Origin of the sequence: Colwellia sp. BRX8-4, assembly GCF_014077345.1 — a bacterium.
Taxonomy (GTDB): Bacteria; Pseudomonadota; Gammaproteobacteria; order Enterobacterales; family Alteromonadaceae; genus Colwellia_A.
Map to the genome: position 1 here is coordinate 119,705 of NZ_JACGVS010000001.1, position 23,748 is coordinate 143,452.

Below are 23,748 nucleotides of genomic sequence, written 5' to 3' on the forward strand. Positions count from 1 at the left end.
TGGCTATAGCGAATTCAGATCAGACTCGTCGATTAGCCTTAGAAAATTGATGTCTCGTTAAAACCTAATCAATAAACTGTTGTGAGGGTATGCTTTTATCTCCTCACAACACTCCCCCCAATAACAATGGCTAAATGATAGGCTCTTGCCAACGGTGTTTAATATGCTCTGCAACTCGAAATGCATTGGCATAAATGGTAAACGTGTAGGGTACACTACCGCCTGTGGGCATAAATGAGCCATCGGTAACATATAAATTATTGACTTCATGGGCTTGACAGTATTTATTCAATACCGATGTTTTGGGGTCATTACCGAACCGGCAACCTCCTGCCATTAAGTTTGTTGGCGGGTAGCTGCTAACAGAGCTAGTAATATTTTTTGCGCCCATACTTTCCAGCAACTTCTTGCCTTTCTCCGCTAGATACTCTCCAACCACCCTATCATGTTGGTGTGCACCAATTCTTACCTTGGCGACTGCTTGCCCCCATTTATCAGTGACTTCTGGGTCTAAACTAACAAAACAATCGTCGGTGGGTAACCAGTCATTAAAGACTTCAAAACGTAAGGTTTTATAAGTGGTAAATTCTTCTTTTAAGTTTTTCTGTAATTGCTCGCCCCACACTAACTCATTTGCATCATTGAATTGTTGCCCTTGTGCACGAGCAATAGGGTTTTGATAAAAGAGAAAGTCTATGGTGCCGCCTTTCGCTTGACCTTGTTGATTAGCACCAGAGAAGCTTTTATCGTCAATTTGATACCAGTCTTGTAAAGCACGATTTATAAAAGGGCCAACTTGCTTTAATTGAGCTTGCTTTTGCGTTGTTAAATCAGCAAATAAAAAGTCCCCTTTACCTGTACCTCCACCACTAAACACTAAATTCTTACCCACTTGTCCGCTATTGTTCGCAAGCCCTTGTGGGAATTTTTTCCCTTTGGAAGCCAGCAATAAACGCGATGTTTCAACCGCTTGACAAGCAACAACATAAATTTTTGCTGTGGCTTTTTGTTCTCGACCTTGTGAGTCGTAATAATGGATGGCAGATATTTTACCTTCATCATCACTCGCTATATGATAAACCTTAGCATTCGCTTTAATGGTTAAATTTCCCGTTGCCACGGCATGGTTTAACAAAGCAGCTCGACCACTACCTTTGGCACCGGTTGAACAACCATAGCTACTACAATACCCTGAATACTCGCAACTTTTTCGTCCCATGGCTGGAGTCGATAAGATGGCACGAGGTACTGGCATTGAGTGATAGCCAATATTTTTTGCTGCTTTGTCAATCCAGTCTGATACTTGATGATCAACTAATGGCGGGTATGGGAAATCGGTTGAGCGTGGTTCTTGATGAGGGTGTGAAACAACTTTCCCCGAGACACCAACATCTCGTTCTACTTGCGCATAAAAAGGTTCAAGCTCGTGGTAACTGATCGGCCAATCGACAATATTAGCGCCTTCAATATCACCAAAGGTTGACTTTAACTTAAAATCTACCGGCTTTAATCGATGAAAATAACCGCTCATAAAGTTAGATGAACCACCAACAACATTACCGTTCCAGAAGCTCCAGCCCGACTCACTTGTTGGCTCGCCTTGCCAATAGTTTTCTCCGTCAGCGGTTTGATATTCTTCTTCAATAACATGCTGTTCATCAGCCAGTTTGGGATTATAAGAATCACGTAAACTAATCGCTAATTCATCTTTGAAAAATTCTTTCTCGGTTAACCACGGACCTTTTTCCAGTATTAATACTTTAGCGCCAGCTTTCGCTAATGTATAAGCGACAGGCGATGCCCCTGCACCACTACCAACTATGCAAATATCAAAACTCATGCTTTGTTACTTCCTTTAACTGTCGACCACTTTTTATTTGCTAATAAGTCTTTTGATTGAATAATGTTGTTGGCACTTTTGTCGCTGGTCACCGAACGTTTGGGTAACTCGAAATAACGTTGACCCGCTTCAGGTAATGGAAAGCCCGCTTGATGCTCTAGCCATTGCCAACCAGTACCTTTTGGATTACCGCCATAAGCAGGTGGCGATAACATAGCTTCAAAAATATAACCCAGTAGATTATTGAGCCAGTTTTCGCCCGCTCTCGAGCCACTGATCCCTCGTAACATAGTTTCTTTTTCGACTTTGCTTAACTCAGTAAAGTTTTTTTGTAATTGGTTTTGTGTATAACCATTTAACCAACCGACACCTTTAAAAATAAAGTCAATTTCACTTTTTTCAGTGGGTTGCTGATAAACAACGTTATATAAATAAATAACGACTTGTAACTCTTTGGCGCTTGGACCATTACTTGATTCTGGTAAGAGATGATCAAGCACGGCATTCAAGGTTAACCAAGGCTCTGCCTGCAAAGTCTCAAACACTTTATCTTTTTCATGTTGACTGAACGCTACCGCAGGAAGTGCAGAGATTGCCGTTGCTCCCGCCGCTGATTTCAATAATTTACGACGAGAGAACTTATGTGATAACCAAGATGGTGTTTGATAATTTTTATCAAAGAAGCTGTTGATTTTATTTAATGCTGTACCTGACATTGATTTATCCTTTTGTCTCACTGCTTTGCCATTTATTAAGAAAGGCTAACCACTGTTCTTTAGAATATTGTTCACCAACGAGTAATTCGGCAGTATCTTTTGATAAAAGCATTTTACCGCTACTTGTTGATACGTACATATGAGGATAGCCTAAAACGGGTGGTAACGATTTCATAAACGCTTCATTTTCATTACTGTCACTGACGCTTATTTTTAACAAGACAAACTCACTATGGAGCTTCTGATAAACCTCAGGGTTTTCAGCCAAAAAAACATCCATTTTTTTACACCAACTGCACCAGTTGCCACCAATTTCAATTAGCACATTACGCTGAGTTTTTTGAGCTAGCTTTATTGCCGCATTCGCATCTTTAAAGGGATCACTTTTTTCATCATAGACTTTACTGTATTTAGGTAAATCATCAGCGTTAATGGCTGAGGCGGGTGTTATTAACAAAAAAGAAGCGAAAGTAACAAGCATTAACACAACAAAGCTTTTCATAAATAGGCTCAATATAAATTAGGATATTGTAAAGTACTGCTAACTAGACCCTAATTAGATTAACTATATTTCAAATTGTTTTCACGTGATTATGTCAAATTTGTTGCTGAACGATTATAATGCGCAACAATTATTTCACCATAGGTATATTAACATGCGTCCAAGCGGCAGAACTCCAGGTCAAATACGTCCTGTAACCATTACTCGTCAATTTACTACTCATGCTGAAGGTTCAGTATTAATTGAATTTGGCGACACCAAAGTTATTTGTACTGCCTCAGTAGAAGTCGGTGTACCACGTTTTTTAAAAGGACAAGGTAAAGGTTGGATCACAGCAGAGTATGGCATGTTACCTCGCTCTACCCACACCCGTATGCGCAGAGAAGCAGCTAACGGCAAACAAAGTGGTCGTACGTTGGAAATATCTCGTTTAATCGCTCGTGCATTGCGCGCAGCTGTCGATTTGAAAGCCCTAGGTGAAAATACCATTAGCGTCGATTGCGATGTTATACAAGCTGATGGCGGTACACGTACTGCTTCCATTACCGGTGCTTGTGTCGCATTAGTCGATGCTTTAAATTATATGCGCGCTAAAGATATTATTAAAACTAATCCATTAAAGCATATGATAGCAGCAGTTTCTGTTGGTATTTATAAAGGTGAAGCCGTTTCGGATCTTGATTACCCAGAAGATTCTGCTGCCGATACCGATATGAATGTCGTTATGACAGACACAGGCAAATTGATTGAAATTCAAGGCACAGCAGAAGAAGCGCCGTTTAGTTTTGATGAAATGCACAATATGCTAGCGTTAGCAAAAGATAGTATTAACGAATTATTTGATTTACAAAAGTTAGCCCTTAGCTAAATACTCTGATTAAAGTGGGAATAAAGATGAAAGATTATCAACGTGAATTTATTGAATTTGCTCTAGCGAAAGAAGTACTTCGCTTTGGTGAATTCACTTTGAAGTCAGGCCGTACAAGTCCATACTTTTTTAATGCGGGTTTATTTAATACCGGCGGTGATTTAGCACGCTTAGGTCGTTTTTACGCACAAGCACTCGTTGATTCTACTATCGCGTTTGATTTGCTTTTCGGTCCAGCTTATAAGGGCATACCAATTGCAACCACCACTGCAGTAGCATTAGCTGATCATCACGGTATGGACATGCCTTATTGTTTTAACCGTAAGGAAGCAAAAACTCACGGTGAAGGTGGCAGCTTAGTTGGCTCTCCTTTACAAGGTAAAATAATGTTAGTGGACGACGTTATTACTGCCGGCACTGCTATTCGTGAATCAATGGAAATTATTAAGGCCCATGGCGCTCAATTGTCTGGTGTATTAATCGCTCTTGACCGCCAAGAAAAAGGCCAAGGTGAATTATCTGCTATTCAAGAAGTTGAACGTGACTTTGGTACAGAAGTTATTGCCATTGTTACCCTAGCTGACGTGGTTACTTACCTTGAAGAGAACCTTGCTTTGCAACCTGCATTAGCGACAAGTTTAGCGAGTATTAATAAATACCGTGAGAATTACGGTATTTAGCTGACAATCATTAATATCACTTTAGCTTAATGATACAAGCACAATAAAAAGCCTCATTATTTATTAATAATGAGGCTTTTTCTTTATAGCGCAATAACTTAAGAGGTTTAGGCTTAAGAGGTTTTAGGCCGTTAATTGGAAATGAAAACTGGGTTCTTTTTCATAAGCTTGAGTAATGCCAGCATAGAGGTTTTCAATTCTTAAAGCTCGCTCATCAACAGAACTATCACGGTTAGCTATAATTTCGTCCTGAGACGCTAACGTGCGATTAACTAGTGTATCAAAATCTTCTGTTTCTTGATTTTCTTCTGCTGAAAAGACATCACGAGACTTACCTTGGACGGTTACATTTTTTGCTTCACTGGTGTCTGCTGAACTAATCGCGGCCAGCTCTGTTTGCGCTTGTAAAATAGCTCGCGACGCTGAAGCTGCAACACGGGTGTCTTGAATTGATGGATCGGCAGGTGCTAGTGCGGCGGCATAGACCTTTTGCATCTTCGTTATGGTTGCTCTTGGATCGCCATTAACCGTAGAAAGGTCTACTGAAACTTCACCACCAACAGCATATTTCTTTCCGTCTGGACCCATTTCAAAAGTATATGAAGGTGAGCCCGTTGATGCGCCACCGACAGAAGCATGTGCCAATTCATGAGCACGTACTTCTTGATCTCTTAGTTGTAGCTCATTAATAATTCTTTGTTCGGTAAAAGCTTCTCGACTGTTAGGAGCCGGTTTGTCATCAGGGGAGCTTGCTGAATTTTGACCATTTTCACTATCATCTTCAATAGCATTTTCGTTTGCTAGAAAAGTCTCAGCTGCAGATTGTTGCTCTGATGAACCACTCTCGCGATTACTATCACCGCTAATCGTTTTTGTTGCTGATTCCGCTTGCTTGCGGATGCTTTCAAAATCAAAGTTTTCATTATTCTGTGCAGGGGTTCTGCCTCTTTCTCTGTCAGAAGCTACCCCTTTTTCTGCTGCAGACTGGTTTGAGGCCGCTGGTTTTGCAATAACTTCGCGGATATTATTTTCACGACGCAAGCTATCCGTTTGCGGATTAACCGCAGTAGGAATAGACAGAGTAGGCGTTTGCGGCGTGATGTTCATCGGTTATGCTCGAACGTCTAATAGCGTGCCTAAAGTTTCATCAGCTGTTTGAATAACATCGGCGGACGCTTTCGCTTGAAATTCTGCAACTTTTAAATCGACAACGGCTTTGGTAAGGTCTGGTAATTCTGCTGAACTAGCATTCTTACTAGCTGTATTTGGGCTAGGTGCATTATCAGTATTGTTTTCTTGGCCAATACCAAAATCTTCAGGACTAACAGCTAAGTTAGCCGCAATATCTGCTGCAGCTTCTGTGACATCGCCTTGCGCTTTTTGAAAGCCTTGTAGACCACTTGCTAATGCTGATTGTATTTCCATAACAAACTCCTCTATACCTATTAACAGAATATCAATGAACAAATAAGTAAATACTAAATTTACAGACTTAATTTACATATTTAATTTAAATACTTAGCTTAACTAATCGGCTTAAGTACTCAGTTTTTGCTATTTAACCCTGCAACATCTTTGTTCAATTATCATACAATACGACTAAAAAGTAAAGGATCGATTTATCGATAAGTACCTTCAACTAAAGGGGCTAGCCAAGTCGTTAGTGTTTCGAGAAACGCCTCCGGGTGAGAAATAAAAGGTGCATGTGATGCCTGCTCAAAAATAACAACATCACTGTTAGGTGATAATGCAGTAATAGCTGTAATTGCCTTGCGCGGCACTAAGCCGTCAAGCTTTCCGTATAACCGCAAGTAGGGTATCGATATTTGGGCGAGACTTTCGCGCTGATCAACGGTTGTCAATAATTGCAGCGACTCATCTAAAGTTGATTTGGTTGGCATTGGAAACTGCATAACGAGTTCTCGTAGCAATTTAATATCATGACGTAAATGAGGGCTGCCCATCGCCTGAACTTTTAAAAAGTTATTAATCGTCTTGGCGGTATCTTCTGCTAGTTGTCGATGAAATATCGCTAAAACATCTGGCTTAATGCCAAACCAGTTCTCTTGCTCAACAAAACAAGGCGAGCTAGCGACCGTGATTAATGCTTTCACTTGCTTTGGAAAATTTAATGCTATTTCACTGGCAATCAAACCACCTAACGACCAACCTATATATACCGCAGGTTTTGCTACAGATTGCGCTATTAATGATGCAACTTCAGCTAAAGTATAAGGAGATATTGAGTGTTCTAAATTGGCACCAAAACCAGGTAAATCGACAGTGATCACTTCAAAGTGCTCTTTTAATACCTCGACACTCGGTTGCCAAACGCCTGAGTTTAATCCCCAGCCATGAATAAAAACTAGCGGAAGTCCGCACCCTTGACTCGATATTTTTAAAGTTTCTGCCATGCTCATAATAGAGGGTATTACCGTTAATTTTTATTACACGAAGTTAACGACAGTTTACTTAAAGAAGGTATTAAATGGAATTTAACCACGTAAAATTTATTCAATATTTAAAACAAAAATCATTTAACTTTATTGATCGTTTAAAGTTGTTTAAAACACAATTAAGTTGTTGTGACTTATGTGGTGGTCGCTGTCAAAGCCAAGCGCTTATTTGTGATTTTTGCTTGGCTGATTTACCACTTTTTGATTTAAAAAAATTACACGGTGATTTATTAACCTGGCCAGCGATAAATACTATATTACCTAAAAGAATTTTTGATCAGTTAATCTCAGTATCAGCTTACCAATGGCCCATAGACTTATGGGTCAGGCAACTAAAGTATCACGGCCGTTTTGAATTAGTCCCTTTACTGAGTGTTTTATTATTTAAACAATGGAAAAACGCCTTACCGTATGAAAATAAACCTTATACGCATTGTCCCCATCAACCCTTACTATTGTCCGTACCAATACACATGAAAAAATGGCAAACGCGAGGCTTTAATCAAGCGCATTTATTGGCAGAAGATTTTGCCCGCCTTGCACAAATGCCCTATTGTCCAGATGCATTGCAGCGTATTAGTCACGATAAAAGCCAAGCGGGTCAAACCGGTGTTATTCGCCGTAAAAATTTACGCCATGCCTTTAAACTGTCAAGCGAATATTTAGTCAATAAAAGCGATCAACAATCACGTTTACCTGAACACGTATTGCTCCTTGATGATGTGGTAACAACAGGCTCAACGTGTAATGAAATTTGTCGTTTATTGAAAGCTAATGGCGTTAAAAAAGTTACCGTATTAAGCCTTTGTTTATCTTTACCTAATAACAAAATTCAATAAAAGTTAACTTATACGGTGTTAGCTTTACACAATTTAAATCTTTTCATCTTTCAACAAATTATTAATGAGTAGTAGAAGCGTTAAATGCTTTAGCAAAAAATAAGCTGTTCGCTATTAGCTTTGAACTGCCTAACCAATAGCCACGAAAAGCTAAATTGTCAGTACTGGCAATCACTCGCCCATTACCATAATTATGGGCGACTATAGCTGAAGAATTTGCCACTCGATTGACCATGTTTTTATCAGCATAACCGCTCAATAATGGCCGTGCATTATATTTCGCCACTGAGATAAACGGCTTTGAACTATGTTGCAAAATTAATGTACTGTTGCGAAATAACGGTAAACGGTTATCCGTATAACCATAAGCTAACGGATGCGAGGTATCGAGTGTTGACTCAAAAATCGCGCCAGCAATACGTTTACGCCCAGCCAGTTTTTCTTTGTCTTGGTAGCGTACATTATCCGTATCAAATAACTGGTTGATTTCATTAGTAGTAACGAAGTTCATCGCCAGTAATTCATATTCTGATAAAAATTTAGCTGCTCGTTTCTGCCCAAAAATAACACCACCACTTTTTGTCCATGCCGCTATTTTATCGACATTATCTTGTCCAAGAGAATCGTATTTGCCATCAACCATAATAATATGACTATAGCCACTTAACTCAATTTTTGCTAAACGCTGCTGCTCTACAACCGTTACAGGGATTGACAGGGTATCGTCAAGATAAAATAACATCTCTGCACTCTCGTATTGAGAAACGCCTTTACCACCAAGCATTAAAACCTTTACTGGCGATAATAACCGGAAAGAGCCACTACCTATATCTATACCTTTAACGGTTAATCCCGTCGACAAGCTATTAATAGGTATATCAATTTTTTGACTACTTTGCGTGACAATATCACGCCAATTTAATTGCGTTTGTATGCCCGCAGGAATAATAATACTGCCTCGCGCAAAATCTTTATTAACCATTTTTCCATCAAGTTTAAATCGTGACGAAAACGTTTTTGTAGCAACCTTTGCTTTAATACCTTTATTAAGTAAGTCATTGAGTAATTTGGGTGCTAAAAAATGATGCCACTCAAATGCGTAGGCATACGCCTGTTGCTCAATACCACTGTTATCCGCTATATTTGTTGGCTTCTCCCAAGCATTATCTGCCAGTTTTAGTCCCCAAGTACGACCAACCCGATAAAAGTCTATATCCATTGCCAGTGGCATTGTCCAACCCGAAACATCATAAAAGGTATTGTCTTCGAACTGAGTTTGCTGCGAAAACAACGCTTGAATAACTCGATACTGACGCTGGTCTAATGGCACATAGAAGCTATGTTCTTTAGCATAAACAACGCCAGCTAAACGAAAGTCTTCAGTTAGCGGATAGACCTGAATCTGATGTTGTTTTAATTTATCAAGTAGGACGTTGAGGCGATAAGAATCATGTGTTTCATGTAATAAGTAGCCACTAAAGCTTTCTTGATCAGCCAATTTTTCTGACTCTTTATAAAAGTTTTTCTGGTAACTCAGTAGCTTGGTCTTATTTTTCCATGCCCCCTCAATGGTCGAGAGTGAAGTTAATACGTGATTTTGAATACCAAACTCAAAGGTTAATAAGCCATTATCACTATTTTGTTGCATACCTCGGCTACTTGCTTGTTCGAATAAAACACCGACTCCACCGTTAATGTCTGGGTAAGTAGAGCCTTTCCCGTAATAAAAGTCATCGAAATTTTCTTGGCTGTAATAAAGGCGATCATTTTTATCAAGTGCCTTCGCATGATAGGTTGCTAAAAGTTGTGTCATTTCTGTATTGGCACTTGGCGTTAATGGGTGAGTACGCGTTGGAATGCCTGGCTGAAAAAAGTAACTGTCATTGGCACTCATCTCATGAAAATCGCCTAATACATGAGGCTGGTATTGGTGAAAATACGCTAATCTATGTTGACTTTCTTTTTGTGCGAGTAATAACCAGTCACGGTTAAGATCAAAACCAAAATGGTTGGTACGACCGGTAAGCCAACCTTGGTGATGCTCGATATGATTAGGATCCGCATTAGGTGTGCTGCCGCGATGCATATTCGCCCATTGCACAAATCTATCCATGCCATCAGGGTTAATACTTGGCTCAATAACAATCAGGGTATTTTCTAGCATTTGTTTTATATCTGTGTTTTCACTTGCCGCCAAATGATATGCCACGGCCATTGCCGCATTAGCGCCACTAATTTCATCACCGTGTACACTGTAGCCAAGCCAAATGACTAACGGTGAACTGATGTCATCGGCGCTCCCCGTGGCTGATCTTTTTGCCAATATTTTACTCAAATTAGCTAAATTATCTTTAGAAGAAATCGTCAATAGCACTTGCTGGCGTAGTTCTTGGGTCTGTCCAATATCCGTCAGTGTGATCCGCTCTGAGCTGTTTGCTAATACTTTGATGTAGTTGAGGAGTTGATCATGACGAATATGTCGCTCGCCAATGCCAAAGCCTAATGAGCTTTCTGGGGTTGGAATAGCTTGATTGTAAGTGTGATCTGTTGGTAAATAGTCGGTAACTTTTGCCGCATAACTCAATGGTGAAAAAATAAAAAAACCGACCAGCACGGCTAAAAACAATCGTGGTAACATAAAATATATCCTTGAATTCAATAACAATAAAATACCAAAATCTATCGAAACACACCAGAATAACTGTCTCTTTTTATCATATTGTTATTTCAATTAACTATAATTTCACTAGCGTATAGGTAGATAACAGCGTAAAATATTAATACCTGACTAAATTAGTCAGGTATTAATATTTTCAATCTCTAAGGTCCGTGAGAAACTTTAGAGAAATTTTGGTAACAAGTGTAAGAGAGTAATAACCGTGATGATCAATATTTCCGAAACAGCACAATCGCATTTCGCTAAATTATTAGAACAACAAGCAGAAGGCACAAGTATCCGTGTATTTGTTGTTAATCCAGGTACTGCTAGTGCAGAGTGTGGCGTGTCTTACTGCCCAGCTGACGCGATAGAACCTGAAGATATTGAAATGAAATTCGAACACTTCTCTGCTTATATTGACGGTGACAGTAAGCTGTACTTAGAAGATGCTGAAATAGATTTCACCACAGATCAAATGGGTTCACAATTAACCTTAAAAGCGCCAAATGCTAAATTAAGAAAAGTAAATGACGATGCGCCATTATTCGAACGTGTTGACTACTTCTTAAAAGCAGAAGTTAATCCACAGTTAGCTGGCCATGGTGGTGAGTGTACGTTAATGGAAATTACTGACGACGGTTTCGCTATTCTACAATTTGGTGGTGGCTGTAATGGTTGTAGTCAAATTGATGTCACTGTAAAAGATGGCATCGAAAAACAACTTCTCGAAACAATGGCAGGCGAGATAAAAGGTGTTCGTGATATGACTGAACACGAACGTGGTGATCATTCTTACTATTAAGTTATTTGTTCGTTAACCTGACAACTATACTGACTGCTGAGTTATTCATTAATTTAAAATGATGACAATACTTGAAAAATTAGGCCAAGACCCGCAAAGAAGCTTAGTGCTTTTTACTCGCGGACTTGGTCTTTTTGCTATTGGCGCTTGCTTAATTTTTATCGGTTACTATTACCATTATTATTGGCAAATCGCCGGCATTGTTTTTTTAGCTATTGGTCTGTTAACCTCTGCTTGGGGTTACAGTGGGATCTTTGCTAATCGTTTACTCAATATTTTTGATCGTCAGACAAATAAAAAAATTAAAGACTAATGGGTTGTTTTTCTATAACGCGATAATAATGCCAAGCTAAGCTTAATCCTCGAACAAGCAAAAACACACTAAATGCAGCCCATAACCCATGATTACCAAAGCCTTGTAATAGCCACCACATTGGAAAAAAGCAACCAAAGGTCGCAATTATCATGCTATTTCGCATCACTTTGGCTTTCATTAAACCGACAAAAACACCATCAAATAAATAACACCAACAGCCTAATACCGGTAAAATAATCATCCAATGTACATATTGTTCGGTCGAGAAAACAACCTCTGGAATATCGGTTAGTAAACCAATCAAGAAATCACCTGCTATGGCAAAGAGTGCACTATAAGTGAGCGCAAAGAGTCCCGTCCAAAATAAAGCGATTTTAACGACAAAATTACGCTGTTTAAGATTCTTTTGCCCTTGTGCTTTCCCCACTAACACTTCTGCTGCATTGGCAATGCCGTCTAATCCAAATGAGATTAACAAAACAAAGTTCATTAAAATGGCATTAGTTGCAATAACATCATCGCCTAACCTAGCCCCTTGAAAAGTAATAAAGACAAAACAAATCTCTAAGCACAGTGTTCGAATAAGAATATCTCGATTAAGTTGAAAGTAATTGGTCAGCGCTGACTTCTCAAATAACTGATCTCTGATAGCTGTAAATTTTCCCACCATTTTTATTAATATACTTTTTAGGGGTTGTCGATTACCTGTCTGTTGCGCAAAAATAATATAAGCCAACCCTATAATAACACCTGAATATTCAGCGATTAACGTTGCTGACGCCACCCCTTGCACTTGCCAATCAAACACTAAGACAAACAATAGATCTAGCGACAAGTTAATTAGGTTAGTGACGATCAATATCCACATTACAGCCTTAGCTTTATGATTGCCCAACAACCATCCTAATATAACAAGATTTGATAACGCAGCAGGCAAACCCCAAATACGGATATCACAATATTGCTTAGCATAAAATTGTATTTGTTCAGATCCTCCGGCTAAACCCAAGCTCAGATCAAGATAAAAAGACTGTAACAAAATCAGTGCACCACCAATTAAGCAAGCCACTAACAAACCTCGTAGCAGAACCAATAAACTTTTTTGTGCGTTTTCTTCACCTAATGCCTGAGCGGTAAGACCTGTAGTCGACATACGTAAAAAGCCACACAACCAAGTAACAAAGGTAATAATCATTGCCCCGACTGTACTGCCACCTAGGTAATAGGCTTGGTCTAAATGTCCTAAAACAGCAGTATCAACTAAGCCTAGAAGAGGTATGGTGATATTTGAAAAAATCATCGGTAAGGCGATGAGGAATAGTTGTTTATGGTGGTTGATAGTATTAACGTTCAAAAAAGTATTCCATATAAAAATTACCTGAAAATTTACTATAAAAAGAAAGCAAAACGCGCTATTTTTATGACTGACTAAACAAGGGCTTCACTCATGAAATTTTTATTACCTGCACTATTGCTATCTTGCTTTCACTTTTCTAGCTTTGCCGCTGTAATTTTACAATATCACCATGTTAGTGACAAAACACCGGCAAGTACTAGTATTTCACAGGAACAGTTTCAAATTCATATGCAGTATTTATCTGATAACAATTTCAATGTTATCGCGCTTTCAGATTTAATGAATTCTATCAAGAAACAGCAACCTATTACTGACAAAACAGTGGCAATAACTTTTGATGATGCTTATCTTGATATTCTACTCAATGGTAAGCCTATTCTCGACAAATTTAATTATCCTTTTACGATTTTTATCAACCCTGCCATTGTTGAGCGTGGTTCGAGTAACTATCTTACTTGGCAACAACTTAAAACGATGGCTGATCAAGGCGTTATTATAGCTAACCATGGCATGGAACATGACTCTATGGCCCGTATTAGTGAAGGTTTAACCGAACAGCAATGGCTAATAAAACATACTGAACTATTATTAGAGGCTGAAAGTATTATTAAAGAAAAAACCGGACAAAGTTGGCGCTATTTTGCCTACCCTTATGGTGAGTACACTCCGGCAGTACAACAATGGGTAGCACAAAACGATTTCATTGCTTTTTCACAACAATCAGGAGCCGTAGGCTTAGCGACAGATTTAACAAGCGTGCCACGTTTTCCTGCGTCAAAACCCTATGATCAAATATCTAGTCTGCGTGATAAATTAAAATCTTTACCTTTCAACATGACTTTACGTAATGAGAATGCAAGTACTATTGTCGAGTATAACCAATCAAAATCAGTGACTTTTGATGTTGTCGTTGAAGATTTTCTTCCCGCACAATTGAACTGTTATATTTCGGGTTTAGGTCGACAAAAAATAGAATGGCAAGAAGAAAATAGCTTTACCATTAATTATAGCGCGTCCTTGCCCATTGGCCGTGTTCGCTGTAACTGTACCGCGCCAAGTATTAGTGAGCCAGGACGTTATTATTGGTACTCAAAGCCTTGGTTTGTCTTAAAAGAAGGTATGCAGTGGTATCCGCTTTAACAAATATAGCGATTTAATAAACTTGTCAGCCCATAAAGTTAAGGATGACAAGTTTCCTTTATTCAGCTAATTTTACAATCTTTGCAAAATCACTGACCAGTTTCTCGCCATCAATGGTAGGTAATACACCCAAGGCTTGTCTAGGCTTAAAAATAGCCGCGATATCTCCCTGTGGATTAATTAACACTAAAGAAGCACTGTGATCGACTAAGTAACCATTATTGTCGGCTTCATCGCTTTCAGGCTCGTTAATCGCGTACATCATGCCAAGGTTACGAGCAAACGGAAATAACACACCATGGTCACCCGTAAGCGCAATAAACTCCTCATTAAAGTAAGCTATATACTGAGCTAATTTTTCTGGCGTATCTCTACTAGGATCAACAGAAACCAACAAAATTTGTGTATCTTTACTGATCGCTTTTAAATCGTCATAAACAAAGTTTAGTTCTTGTAATGTAGTCGGGCAAACATCAGGACAAGAAGTATACCCTAGAAATACCCACGACCATTTATTGGCTAATTGTTCTTTGGTAAAGGCTTGGTTATGATGATTCGTTAATTGAAACGGCTTAACTTCCCGAACCTGCTGATAATATAAAGCATGTTCGGGCTGTGGTAATACTGTCGCTTTTTGAAAGACAAAAAAACCTACTGCACCAGCAACAAGGGCGACAATGACATACAACAACTTGTTCATATTTAATTATTTCCGTTTGTCTTATCCAATAACCATTTGACTGATTAAATGGTCTACTTTTCATCTAGAAAAATAGATAAATACCCGATATAAAATTTAGTAAGTCGTTATCCTACTACTAAATATTATATCGAAGTAGTTTTGTCCTTACCCTTAATAATGAGCAGATAATTAATCAGCTTGGTATCATAGGTAATAAATAATGGTCAAGTAATAGGATAATAAACAAGCCCATTAAATGTACGATTGAAAACTTAAAGGTGTCCATTGCCGTATTCTCATCGGCATTAAACTTAAGTTTCCAGGCGTAAGCAAAAAACATCAGATTCAATGTTACTGCGCCAATTAAATATAACCAATTACTCATTCCCACTAAATAAGGTAACAAGCCAACAACAAAAAGTAACACGGTATAAAGTAAAATTTGGGTTTTTGTAAAGTTTACCCCATGGGTTACCGGCAACATGGGAATATTTACTTTTGCATATTCATCTTTACGATGTATCGCTAAAGCCCAAAAATGAGGAGGTGTCCAAGTAAAAATCAATAACACTAATAACAAAGCATTAGGGTGTATTTCATTGGTCATTGCTGTCCAACCTAACAGTGGGGGTATGGCTCCAGCTAAGCCACCTATCGTGATATTTTGAGGCGTAGCACGTTTCAAATACATAGTATAAACAAAACTGTAACCCACCAAACCTGCAAAAGTAAGCCATGCCGTTAAGGGATTAACCAAGCTATATAAAATGGCAAAACCACTGACCGCTAAAAACATAGCAAACAAAGTCGCATTTCTCGGCGTTAAACGTCCCGTAGCAACGGGCCGGTTATAAGTTCGCCCCATAATACTGTCAATTCGTTCATCAACAATGTGATTTATCGCGGCGGCGGCTGATGATAAAAAGCCAATACCCACCATTGAAGGAATAAGTACTTGCCATGGAATGGTACCCGGTACAGAAAGACACATCCCCACCAGAGCGGTTAAAACTAAGAGTGCCACTACACGAGGCTTAGTGATTTCATAATAATCTCGCCAAATAGCGGTTTTAGTCTCTATAACTTCAGGTGTAGTTGCTGGCCCGTTTGGGCTTTCTGTTGATACTGATTCGCTCATAAGTATTCCTTATAATTTCCGTCGTAAACTGTAGGTTAACGTGATCAAAGACAACATTAGACATGCTGCTACCACGTTATGACTCACCGCAACTGCTAACGGTAATGAGAACCAGATATTGCTAATACCCAATAATATTTGGCAACTAAGAATAAACGCTAAGCTAATAGCTGCATTCTTAAAAAATGCAGATTGAGATTTTCGAAATACCATTAATGCTAACCAAAAAAGATAAAGCCCAGTGACAATGGCTCCTAATCGATGAACAACATGAATCGTTACACGTGAAGCATGAGATAAATGACCAAATTCGTAACTATCTTTTTCTGGTGGGATCAAATCAAATGAATCTTCGAAGGTCATTTGCTCTTGCCAGCCTGATTGGCAAATAGGTAATTCAGTACAAACCAAGGCAGCATAGTTTGACGATGTCCAGCCCCCTAAACCTATTTGTGCGGTTAACAGTACAATACCAATTAAGCCGTATCTGCCATATTTCTTAATGGCGAAATCACCACCTGGTACCCTAAAGTCAGCCAAGCGTAAGTATAATAAAAATAACAAACTCAAGGTTGTAAAACCACCAAGTAAATGACCCATAACGACAATCGGCATTAGTTTCATGGTTACGGTCCACATGCCCAAGGCCGCTTGGAAAATGACCACCACGAGTATCAACATCGGCAACCTTAATGGCGTACCTTGATCGCGTTGTCGGTAAGACATAAATGCTATCGCTAGAATTAATAAACCCAACGCACCAGCAAAATATCGATGGATCATTTCATTCCATGCTTTATGCGCTTCAACTTTTCTTTCTGGAAATGCTTGCTCTGCTTTAATAATTTGTTCTGCGGTTGCAGGTACATCAATTAATCCATAACAACCTGGCCAATCTGGACAACCTAAACCCGCATGCGTTAAGCGCGTATAAGCACCTAAGCTAACCACGATTAGTGCTAATAGAATACTAATTAAGACTAAGGTACGAACACGATGATTAACACGATTTTTCATCTTAACCCACCCTTGAATACTTAAGTAATTTCTTCATATCGGCTAAGATTTCTTTACCAAACATTGCTTGAGCATCATCATTTGTCGGTGGTTTATGAGATAAAACCACATTACCTAAAGGGTCAACAACTAAGACTTTGGTATCTGATAAAAAGTCATCAACTAGACTTGGAGTAGAAATGATCACCCAGCTGTTTTCAGTTAACCTTTCCGTTTGCTGAGGTGAGAGTGGATTAGGAGAAAGTGCGACGCGCTTTACTCTGGGCATTTCTCTACCCAGGGCTATGTAAGAGTTATTAACACTAAGTAACGTTTGTTCACAGTGATCATCACAATGCTGTGGCAAGCTATAAATAATTGACCAAGTTTTTTGTAAAGCGGGTTGACTCAAGCCTAACTTTTCTAAAGTCAGTTCATTCTCAACTAAAGTGCCCTTGTTCGTCACACCATAATCAAGCCAATTTTGAGTTAAGGCGAGTTTTGCTAACACGATAGGGAGGATAAAAGCGCCCAGCACCATGACCATACTACGACGAGATTTTTTCTGTGATACATCATTCATACACTTAGACCTTATTATTTTTTTTATTAGTGATTTAACGCTTGTTCACTATTTCTACCCAATTTAATTGACGCCCATATCATCAACAATAACCATGCTATCGCCAAACTAAACCATTGAAAGGCATAAGCACGATGTTTTTCAGGCGGCATAACAATTGGTTGCCAATTTTTTTCATAACCCACACTCTCTGTTTTATCTAAGTAGACGACAAAGGGCAAGAGTTGACGTGAAATTAATGTTGAAAATTTATCTAATTCTATCTGCTGAACACGCAATGGCCACTCACCTTTAACCAAGACTTGTTCCATTAACATTATGCCTTGCTCTATTTTACGTACGTGACCTGATAGTTGATACTTTCCAGTAATAGCCTGCACATCGGGAATTTCTTGACGATTTATAGAACCTACTACCCAACCTAAATTAACTAAGACCGCCTGCTCACCACTATTAAACACTTGATAAACACGATAACCTAATTGTCCTTTATTCGTTTGGTTGTCTAATAAAAAAATAGTATTATTATCAAATTCCCCAAACATAGTGATCGGTAGATCATTAATTTCATTTTTTTCTGAGAGCACTTGAGAAAGTGACAAGGCTTGTGTTTGGCTCAATTGTGTAATGGTTGCGATGCGTTGCTCTTTTTGTAAAGCACGATCACTTTGCCATAATCCGAGTTTTACTAATCCGGAAAAAACAAGTAGGGTAAATATCAACCAAGGTAGGCGAATGTTTGATATAAAATTTTTCAAACAATTAATTCCTTAAATATGCTTAAAGCGAACATAACAACATAGGAAATTTTTAAATGGCATTTGCGATAAAAATAATTATTATTGGCTGCTTAGTCTTCATGGTATTTAGCCTGTTTCAGGCACTCTTTGTCTTAAACAAAAATGACCCAAGTAAACCGTCAATGTCAAAATTTATTGGCCGACGCGTGATGATTTCAGCCTTCATTATTATACTTATGCTAGTCGCTATTTTAACAGGCGTTATTACGCCACACCCACGACCATTCTAATCAACTCGCTTAAAAATAAAAAGTAGGTGAAGCTAGCTTCACCTACAATATTTCTTAAACGTTTATATCAGTAATTTTTTATACGATATAAACAAAAACAAACAGTATCACCCAAACCACATCAACAAAATGCCAATACCAACTTGCCGCTTCAAAAGCAAAAGCATTTGTTGGGGTAAAGTGGCCTTTTAACACCCTTAAAAATACCACAATAAGCATGACGGTACCTAAGGTAACGTGCATACCATGAAAACCGGTCAGTAAGTAGAAAGTTGAACCATAGATACCACTAGTTAAGTACAATTTCATTTCTTCTGAATAGCCGTGCATATACTCGACAACTTGCAAGAATAAAAAGACAACACCTAATAATATGGTAAAACCTAACCATATTTTCAGCATTTTACGATTATCTTTTTCTAAGGCTGAATGTGCTAAATGTGCAGTAATTGAAGACGTTAATAACAAAATAGTATTAATTAACGGTAGGCCATACCAGCCCATTTGAGTTGTTTCGGTTCCATCTGGTGTGACTAATAACGGCCAACTTGCGACAAACTCAGGCCATAAAACAGCACCAGTCATGGCATTATTATCTGCGCCGCCCAACCAAGGTACTGATAACGTGCGGGCATAAAATAAGGCACCAAAGAATGCTGCAAAAAACATCACTTCAGAAAAGATAAACCAGCTCATTCCTTGACGAAATGAGTTATCCATTTGATGGCTATACTTACCTGCCATCGATTCGTTTATAACGTTACTGAACCAACCATAGAGCATGTATATAACTAAACAAATGCCGGCAAGCAATATGTAACCGCCAATGCCACCTTCGCTACTATTTAACGTAGAAACATAGTTCCCGGCGCCAACAGCAATTAAAAACAGTGCCACTGCGCCAACAATTGGCCAATGACTTTGTGATGGTACGTAATAACTTTCATATTCTTTTGTTGTCATTATTATTCCCCTAAACAAATACTGTTACACGCTAAGTGCTCAGTATAAATTGCTACGATTCCACTTTTCCGGTCACGTCATACAAAGTGTAAGACAAAGTTAGCGTTGAAATATCTTCAGGTAATTCTGGGTCAACATAAAACTGTAACGCCATTTCTACCTCTTCATTCGCTTTTAGCGGTTGCTGCGTAAAACAAAAACATTCAATTTTTTGAAAATACGCTGCCGCTAAACCGGGCGATACTGACGGAACTGCTTGGCCAATAATATCGCGGGTGGATTCATTTTTTGCATAAAATTTAACAAGTTTCATTTCACCGGGATGAACTTTTATTTCACGGACCATAGGTTCAAACTGCCAAGGTATACCTTGGGCGGTTCGACTAATAAACTGCACCGTAACAATCCTTTTTGTGTCAATCTGCTCAACATTATAGACAGCGGCGGCAGTGGTTGACGTTTTTCCATTCAAACCAGTAATATCACAAAACACATCATATAAAGGGACAAGTGCAAAACCAAAACCAAACATACCAAAAACAATCATAACCAGCTTTTTTATCACTTGATTGTTTTTCGTTATAGCAGTGCTATCTTTGTTATTTGAATTTTGCAATTCGTCACCTTTATTCATATTTTATTAACTTAATCAATTTTTGGTGGTGTTGAAAATGTATGGTACGGAGCAGGACTTGCAACAGTCCACTCTAAACCTTCAGCGCCATCCCAAGGTTTAGCCGATGCTTTCTCTCCACCTCTAATACACTTAATGACTACCGCTAAGAATATTAGTTGCGAAAGACCAAAGGCAAAACCACCAATACTGACCCACTTGTTGAAATCAGCAAACTGCAACGCATAATCTGGAATACGACGAGGCATGCCCGCTAATCCTAAAAAGTGCATAGGGAAGAATAGTAAATTAACTGAAATCAATGAACACCAAAAATGCCATTTAGCTAACGACTCGTTATACATATGACCTGTCCATTTTGGCAACCAGAAGTATGCACCAGCATAAATCGAGAATAATGAACCGGTAACTAATACATAATGAAAATGAGCAACAACAAAGTAGGTATCATGGTATTGGAAATCAACAGGTGTTAATGCCAACATCAAACCAGAGAATCCGCCTATAGTAAATAAGATGACAAACGCGATAGAAAATAACATCGGCGTTTCAAAGCTCATTGAACCACGCCACATAGTTGCGACCCAGTTGAACACTTTAACACCCGTAGGTACGGCAATTAACATGGTGCAATACATGAAGAACAGTTCACCAAATAACGGCATACCTGTCGTGAACATGTGATGCGCCCAAACAATAAATGACAACACAGCAATCGATGCCGTTGCATAAACCATTGAGCTGTAGCCAAATAACTTCTTACGAGCAAACGCTGGGATAATTGTCGAAACAATACCAAAAGCAGGTAAAATCATGATATAAACTTCAGGATGCCCGAAGAACCAGAAAAGATGCTGGAACAATACCGGATCACCGCCACCAGCGGCATCAAAGAAACTCGTACCAAAATAAGTGTCGGTTAACAACATAGTTACCACACCTGCGAGCACGGGCATCACCGCAATCAATAAGTAGGCGGTAATAAAAAATGTCCAAACAAACAATGGCATTTTCATGTAAGTCATACCAGGCGCACGCATATTCATAATAGTAACAACAATATTAATTGCGCCCATTATTGATGAGATACCCATAATATGAACAGCAAAAACAAAAAATGCCGTACTACCATTTGAATAGGTTGTAGAAAGTGGTGCGTAGAATGTCCAACCAAAGTTAGGCGCACCTGACTCCATAAAGAATGTAGACAAAAGAATCCCAAAAGCAAAAGGTAGAATCCAGAAGCTCCAGTTATTCATACGTGGTAAGGCCATATCTGGAGCACCAATCATCATAGGTATCATCCAGTTAGCAAACCCGGTAAAGGCCGGCATAATTGCACCAAATACCATGATCAAACCATGTACGGTTGTTAGCTGATTGAAAAAATCAGGCTCCACTATTTGTAAACCGGGTTGGAATAACTCGGCTCGAATAACCATGGCTAAAGCGCCGCCGGTTAATAGCATAATAAAAGCAAACCATAGATATAACGTACCTATATCTTTATGGTTTGTCGTGTACAACCAACGTTTGATGCCTTTCATTTTATGGTCATCATGATGATCGTCGTGCGATTCTTGTTCTATAACGTCTGTAGTCATTTTATATCCTCCTACTTCGCACTAGCAGCATCAACAGCTGCAGGTTGTACTAAATCACCGGTGTTATTGCCCCAAGCATTACGCTCATAAGTAACAACTGCCGCTATTTCGGTTTTAGTTAACTGACTACCAAAAGCAGCCATAGCAGGGTTTTTCTTACTGCCATTAATAACCATATCTATATGCACAGCAATATCACCCAGTGCAATTGCACTACCTTTTAGTGCTGGAAATGCCGGAGGTAAACCCGCACCAGAAACTTGATGACAAGCAGCACAAGCTTTCATGTAAACTTGCTCACCCATAACCATCAGTTCATCTTCGCTGTACACTTTAGTTAGATCTTCTACTGGGGCTTCTTCAGCAACCATTTCAGCAACTGCTACCGGTGTTTCTGTGTCATTGCCTGATCCCTTAGCAGCACCTTTAACATCAGCGGCTTGTACGGCATCACCGGTATTGTTACCCCAAGCATTACGCTCGTAGGTCACAACTGCAGCAATTTGCTTCATACTTAACTGCTTACCATAAGCTTGCATACCTGTACCCGCTTTACCATTGAGTACAATATCAATATGCTCGGCAATACTACCCGTAGCAACTGGACTTCCTTTAAGTGCAGGAAATGCAGGAGGTAGACCAGCACCAGAAACTTGATGACAGGCAGCACAGTGGGCAATATAGGTAGTTTCACCCAAGGTCATCAATTCATCCATTGATGCGGAAGCGTTAAGAGATGCTTTCTCAGCAGCAGCGGCTTGAGCGTTGAGTTGGTGTTGTTCATCAAGCCATTTTGCATAGTCTGCTTCAGACTTTACTTCGACAACAATTGGCATAAAACCATGGTCTTTGCCACAAAGTTCAGCACACTGACCTCGGTATATCCCAGGCTTGTCAACTTTTGTCCATGCTTCATTAATAAATCCTGGGTTAGCATCTTGCTTTACAGCAAAAGCAGGTACCCACCAAGCATGAATAACGTCGTCAGAAGTGATTAAAAATCGTACTTTTTTATTAACTGGAATGACAAGGTGTTTATCAACTTCGAGTAGGTAATTTTCACCTTTGACTTTATCGCCAGCATCAACATTAAGGTGTTTACCTTCTTGTGTTTCATACTGTGATCTTGGCGTCGATAAAACGGAGTAGAACTCAATATCTTGATCAAAATATTTGTAATGCCATTTCCACTGAGAGGCGGTAACTTGAATGGTAACGTCAGAATCGTCGTTATTTTCCATTTCAATCAGTGTTTTTGTTGCTGGTACAGCCATAGCGATAAGAATGACAATGGGAATTGCTGTCCAGAGGATTTCTACTTTTGTACTTTCATGAAAATCTGCTGATTTAGCCCCTTTGGATTTTCGATGGAAAACCATTGACCAAAACATAGCACCAAAAACGACCACACCAATTGCTACACATATATACATTGCGAGCATATGTAGATCGTAAACATCTCTACTTACTTCTGTTACACCCTTGGTCAGATTTAATTGCATATCTGCCCAAGCTGAACTGGAAAGAACACTCCCCAACAACAGCCAACCTAGGTTACGTCTTTTCACACGACATCTCCTTCACCCTATAAAAGTTTAAAACTTGATACCTAGGACAAAACACATCCTTTAGTACGGATTTTTATTATTTTCTTAGCGATTTTGTTATCAACCAGTTAGCGTCGACAACATCGCCTTATATTTATATTTGTACACATTCCAAACTAGAATTACTTAAAAGTTGATCTGGGTCAATTTAAAAATCGAGCTATTTTAAAATAAAAACCAATAAAAACAATAGAGTATCAACTCTAATACAGGCAAAGGCCTAATAACAAAGGGCTGTAGCCGTAGTATTAAAAATAAACAGCTGAGTATAAATACGCGTATTGTAAAAATTGATCTTGGTTGTTTTTTAATCAGAGAAAGATAAAGTTGTTTGAA

General features: G+C 39.0%; 24 protein-coding genes. 7 read left to right on the forward strand and 17 right to left on the reverse strand.

What is annotated here, in order from left to right:
- Window positions 1–130: 130 nt before the first annotated feature.
- From H4J56_RS00505 to H4J56_RS00515, 3 genes are read right to left on the reverse strand one after another with little or no spacing between them, the layout of a single operon-like run.
- A complete protein-coding gene (locus H4J56_RS00505; protein ID WP_182258708.1) occupies window positions 131–1,840 on the reverse strand; it encodes a GMC family oxidoreductase in 1,710 nt (569 codons plus the stop codon).
- Window positions 1,837–2,556: a gluconate 2-dehydrogenase subunit 3 family protein gene (locus H4J56_RS00510; protein ID WP_182258709.1), complete on the reverse strand. Its 720-nt coding sequence runs from the start codon at window positions 2,554–2,556 to the stop codon at window positions 1,837–1,839. The genes H4J56_RS00505 and H4J56_RS00510 overlap by 4 nt, the downstream gene beginning before the upstream one ends.
- A gap of 4 nt (window positions 2,557–2,560) precedes the next feature.
- The gene (locus H4J56_RS00515; RefSeq protein ID WP_083277985.1) at window positions 2,561–3,058 is read right to left on the reverse strand and encodes a thioredoxin family protein; all 498 of its coding nucleotides are present in this window, start codon (window positions 3,056–3,058) and stop codon (window positions 2,561–2,563) included.
- A 154-nt stretch (window positions 3,059–3,212) separates the two neighbouring features.
- Between H4J56_RS00515 and rph the strand changes: the two genes are divergently transcribed.
- Together rph and pyrE are read left to right on the forward strand one after the other, a co-directional pair.
- Window positions 3,213–3,926 carry a ribonuclease PH gene (rph, locus tag H4J56_RS00520; RefSeq protein ID WP_070375502.1) on the forward strand — a complete coding sequence of 238 codons (714 nt, stop codon included), beginning with the start codon at window positions 3,213–3,215 and terminating at the stop codon, window positions 3,924–3,926.
- Between the two features lie 26 nt (window positions 3,927–3,952).
- Window positions 3,953–4,606, forward strand: coding sequence for an orotate phosphoribosyltransferase (gene pyrE / locus H4J56_RS00525; protein WP_182214442.1), 654 nt, complete (start codon window positions 3,953–3,955; stop codon window positions 4,604–4,606).
- 123 nt (window positions 4,607–4,729) lie between these two features.
- Here the strand turns inward: pyrE and H4J56_RS00530 are convergent, their stop codons facing one another.
- From H4J56_RS00530 to bioH, 3 genes are all read right to left on the reverse strand, one after another.
- Window positions 4,730–5,713, reverse strand: coding sequence for a putative metalloprotease CJM1_0395 family protein (locus H4J56_RS00530; protein ID WP_182258710.1), 984 nt, complete (start codon window positions 5,711–5,713; stop codon window positions 4,730–4,732).
- A gap of 3 nt (window positions 5,714–5,716) precedes the next feature.
- Window positions 5,717–6,031, reverse strand: a complete 315-nt coding sequence (locus H4J56_RS00535; protein WP_182242180.1) for a hypothetical protein — start codon at window positions 6,029–6,031, stop codon at window positions 5,717–5,719.
- 194 nt (window positions 6,032–6,225) lie between these two features.
- Window positions 6,226–7,026 carry a pimeloyl-ACP methyl ester esterase BioH gene (gene bioH, locus H4J56_RS00540; protein WP_220465887.1) on the reverse strand — a complete coding sequence of 267 codons (801 nt, stop codon included), beginning with the start codon at window positions 7,024–7,026 and terminating at the stop codon, window positions 6,226–6,228.
- A gap of 68 nt (window positions 7,027–7,094) precedes the next feature.
- Between bioH and H4J56_RS00545 the strand changes: the two genes are divergently transcribed.
- Complete coding sequence (locus tag H4J56_RS00545) at window positions 7,095–7,901, forward strand: ComF family protein (RefSeq protein ID WP_182221314.1); 807 nt, start codon at window positions 7,095–7,097, stop codon at window positions 7,899–7,901.
- 61 nt (window positions 7,902–7,962) lie between these two features.
- Here the strand turns inward: H4J56_RS00545 and H4J56_RS00550 are convergent, their stop codons facing one another.
- A complete protein-coding gene (locus tag H4J56_RS00550; protein WP_182258711.1) occupies window positions 7,963–10,539 on the reverse strand; it encodes a M14 family zinc carboxypeptidase in 2,577 nt (858 codons plus the stop codon).
- 244 nt (window positions 10,540–10,783) lie between these two features.
- Between H4J56_RS00550 and nfuA the strand changes: the two genes are divergently transcribed.
- Window positions 10,784–11,362, forward strand: a complete 579-nt coding sequence (gene nfuA, locus H4J56_RS00555) for a Fe-S biogenesis protein NfuA (RefSeq protein WP_070375496.1) — start codon at window positions 10,784–10,786, stop codon at window positions 11,360–11,362.
- Window positions 11,363–11,420: 58 nt separating this feature from the next.
- Entirely contained in the window at window positions 11,421–11,675 is a 255-nt protein-coding gene (locus tag H4J56_RS00560) for a hypothetical protein (RefSeq protein WP_182244142.1), read from the forward strand.
- Here the strand turns inward: H4J56_RS00560 and H4J56_RS00565 are convergent.
- Complete coding sequence (locus tag H4J56_RS00565; RefSeq protein ID WP_310733554.1) at window positions 11,665–13,032, reverse strand: MATE family efflux transporter; 1,368 nt, start codon at window positions 13,030–13,032, stop codon at window positions 11,665–11,667. The genes H4J56_RS00560 and H4J56_RS00565 overlap by 11 nt on opposite strands.
- 93 nt (window positions 13,033–13,125) lie before the next feature.
- On the opposite strand from H4J56_RS00565, the gene H4J56_RS00570 reads away from it, so the two are divergent.
- Window positions 13,126–14,175, forward strand: a complete 1,050-nt coding sequence (locus H4J56_RS00570) for a polysaccharide deacetylase family protein (RefSeq protein ID WP_182258712.1) — start codon at window positions 13,126–13,128, stop codon at window positions 14,173–14,175.
- 58 nt (window positions 14,176–14,233) lie between these two features.
- Here the strand turns inward: H4J56_RS00570 and H4J56_RS00575 are convergent, their stop codons facing one another.
- The 5 genes from H4J56_RS00575 to H4J56_RS00595 form a co-directional block, all read right to left on the reverse strand.
- On the reverse strand, window positions 14,234–14,875 hold the full coding sequence (locus tag H4J56_RS00575; RefSeq protein WP_182258713.1) for an SCO family protein: 642 nt from the start codon (window positions 14,873–14,875) through the stop codon (window positions 14,234–14,236).
- A gap of 175 nt (window positions 14,876–15,050) precedes the next feature.
- The gene (cyoE, locus tag H4J56_RS00580) at window positions 15,051–15,995 is read right to left on the reverse strand and encodes a heme o synthase (protein ID WP_182214456.1); all 945 of its coding nucleotides are present in this window, start codon (window positions 15,993–15,995) and stop codon (window positions 15,051–15,053) included.
- A gap of 9 nt (window positions 15,996–16,004) precedes the next feature.
- A complete protein-coding gene (locus H4J56_RS00585; protein ID WP_182221318.1) occupies window positions 16,005–17,012 on the reverse strand; it encodes a heme A synthase in 1,008 nt (335 codons plus the stop codon).
- Window position 17,013: 1 nt separating this feature from the next.
- Window positions 17,014–17,574, reverse strand: coding sequence for a hypothetical protein (locus H4J56_RS00590; RefSeq protein WP_182214460.1), 561 nt, complete (start codon window positions 17,572–17,574; stop codon window positions 17,014–17,016).
- A 26-nt stretch (window positions 17,575–17,600) separates the two neighbouring features.
- Window positions 17,601–18,332, reverse strand: coding sequence for an SURF1 family protein (locus H4J56_RS00595; RefSeq protein ID WP_182244143.1), 732 nt, complete (start codon window positions 18,330–18,332; stop codon window positions 17,601–17,603).
- Window positions 18,333–18,388: 56 nt separating this feature from the next.
- Here H4J56_RS00595 and H4J56_RS00600 point away from each other — a divergent pair, with 56 nt between their 5' ends.
- A complete protein-coding gene (locus H4J56_RS00600) occupies window positions 18,389–18,604 on the forward strand; it encodes a DUF2909 domain-containing protein (protein ID WP_070375487.1) in 216 nt (71 codons plus the stop codon).
- Between the two features lie 78 nt (window positions 18,605–18,682).
- Here H4J56_RS00600 and H4J56_RS00605 read toward each other — a convergent pair whose 3' ends face one another.
- Genes H4J56_RS00605 through coxB form a run of 4 tightly spaced genes read right to left on the reverse strand, consistent with a single transcriptional unit; the run spans window position 18,683 to window position 23,373 of the window.
- Window positions 18,683–19,567 (reverse strand): cytochrome c oxidase subunit 3, encoded by an 885-nt coding sequence (locus H4J56_RS00605; RefSeq protein WP_182214464.1) that lies wholly within the window; start codon window positions 19,565–19,567, stop codon window positions 18,683–18,685.
- A gap of 52 nt (window positions 19,568–19,619) precedes the next feature.
- Complete coding sequence (locus H4J56_RS00610) at window positions 19,620–20,201, reverse strand: cytochrome c oxidase assembly protein (protein ID WP_182214466.1); 582 nt, start codon at window positions 20,199–20,201, stop codon at window positions 19,620–19,622.
- Window positions 20,202–20,212: 11 nt separating this feature from the next.
- Window positions 20,213–21,805, reverse strand: coding sequence for a cytochrome c oxidase subunit I (ctaD, locus tag H4J56_RS00615; RefSeq protein WP_182214468.1), 1,593 nt, complete (start codon window positions 21,803–21,805; stop codon window positions 20,213–20,215).
- An 11-nt stretch (window positions 21,806–21,816) separates the two neighbouring features.
- A complete protein-coding gene (gene coxB, locus H4J56_RS00620) occupies window positions 21,817–23,373 on the reverse strand; it encodes a cytochrome c oxidase subunit II (RefSeq protein ID WP_404842430.1) in 1,557 nt (518 codons plus the stop codon).
- Window positions 23,374–23,748 lie beyond the last annotated feature (375 nt).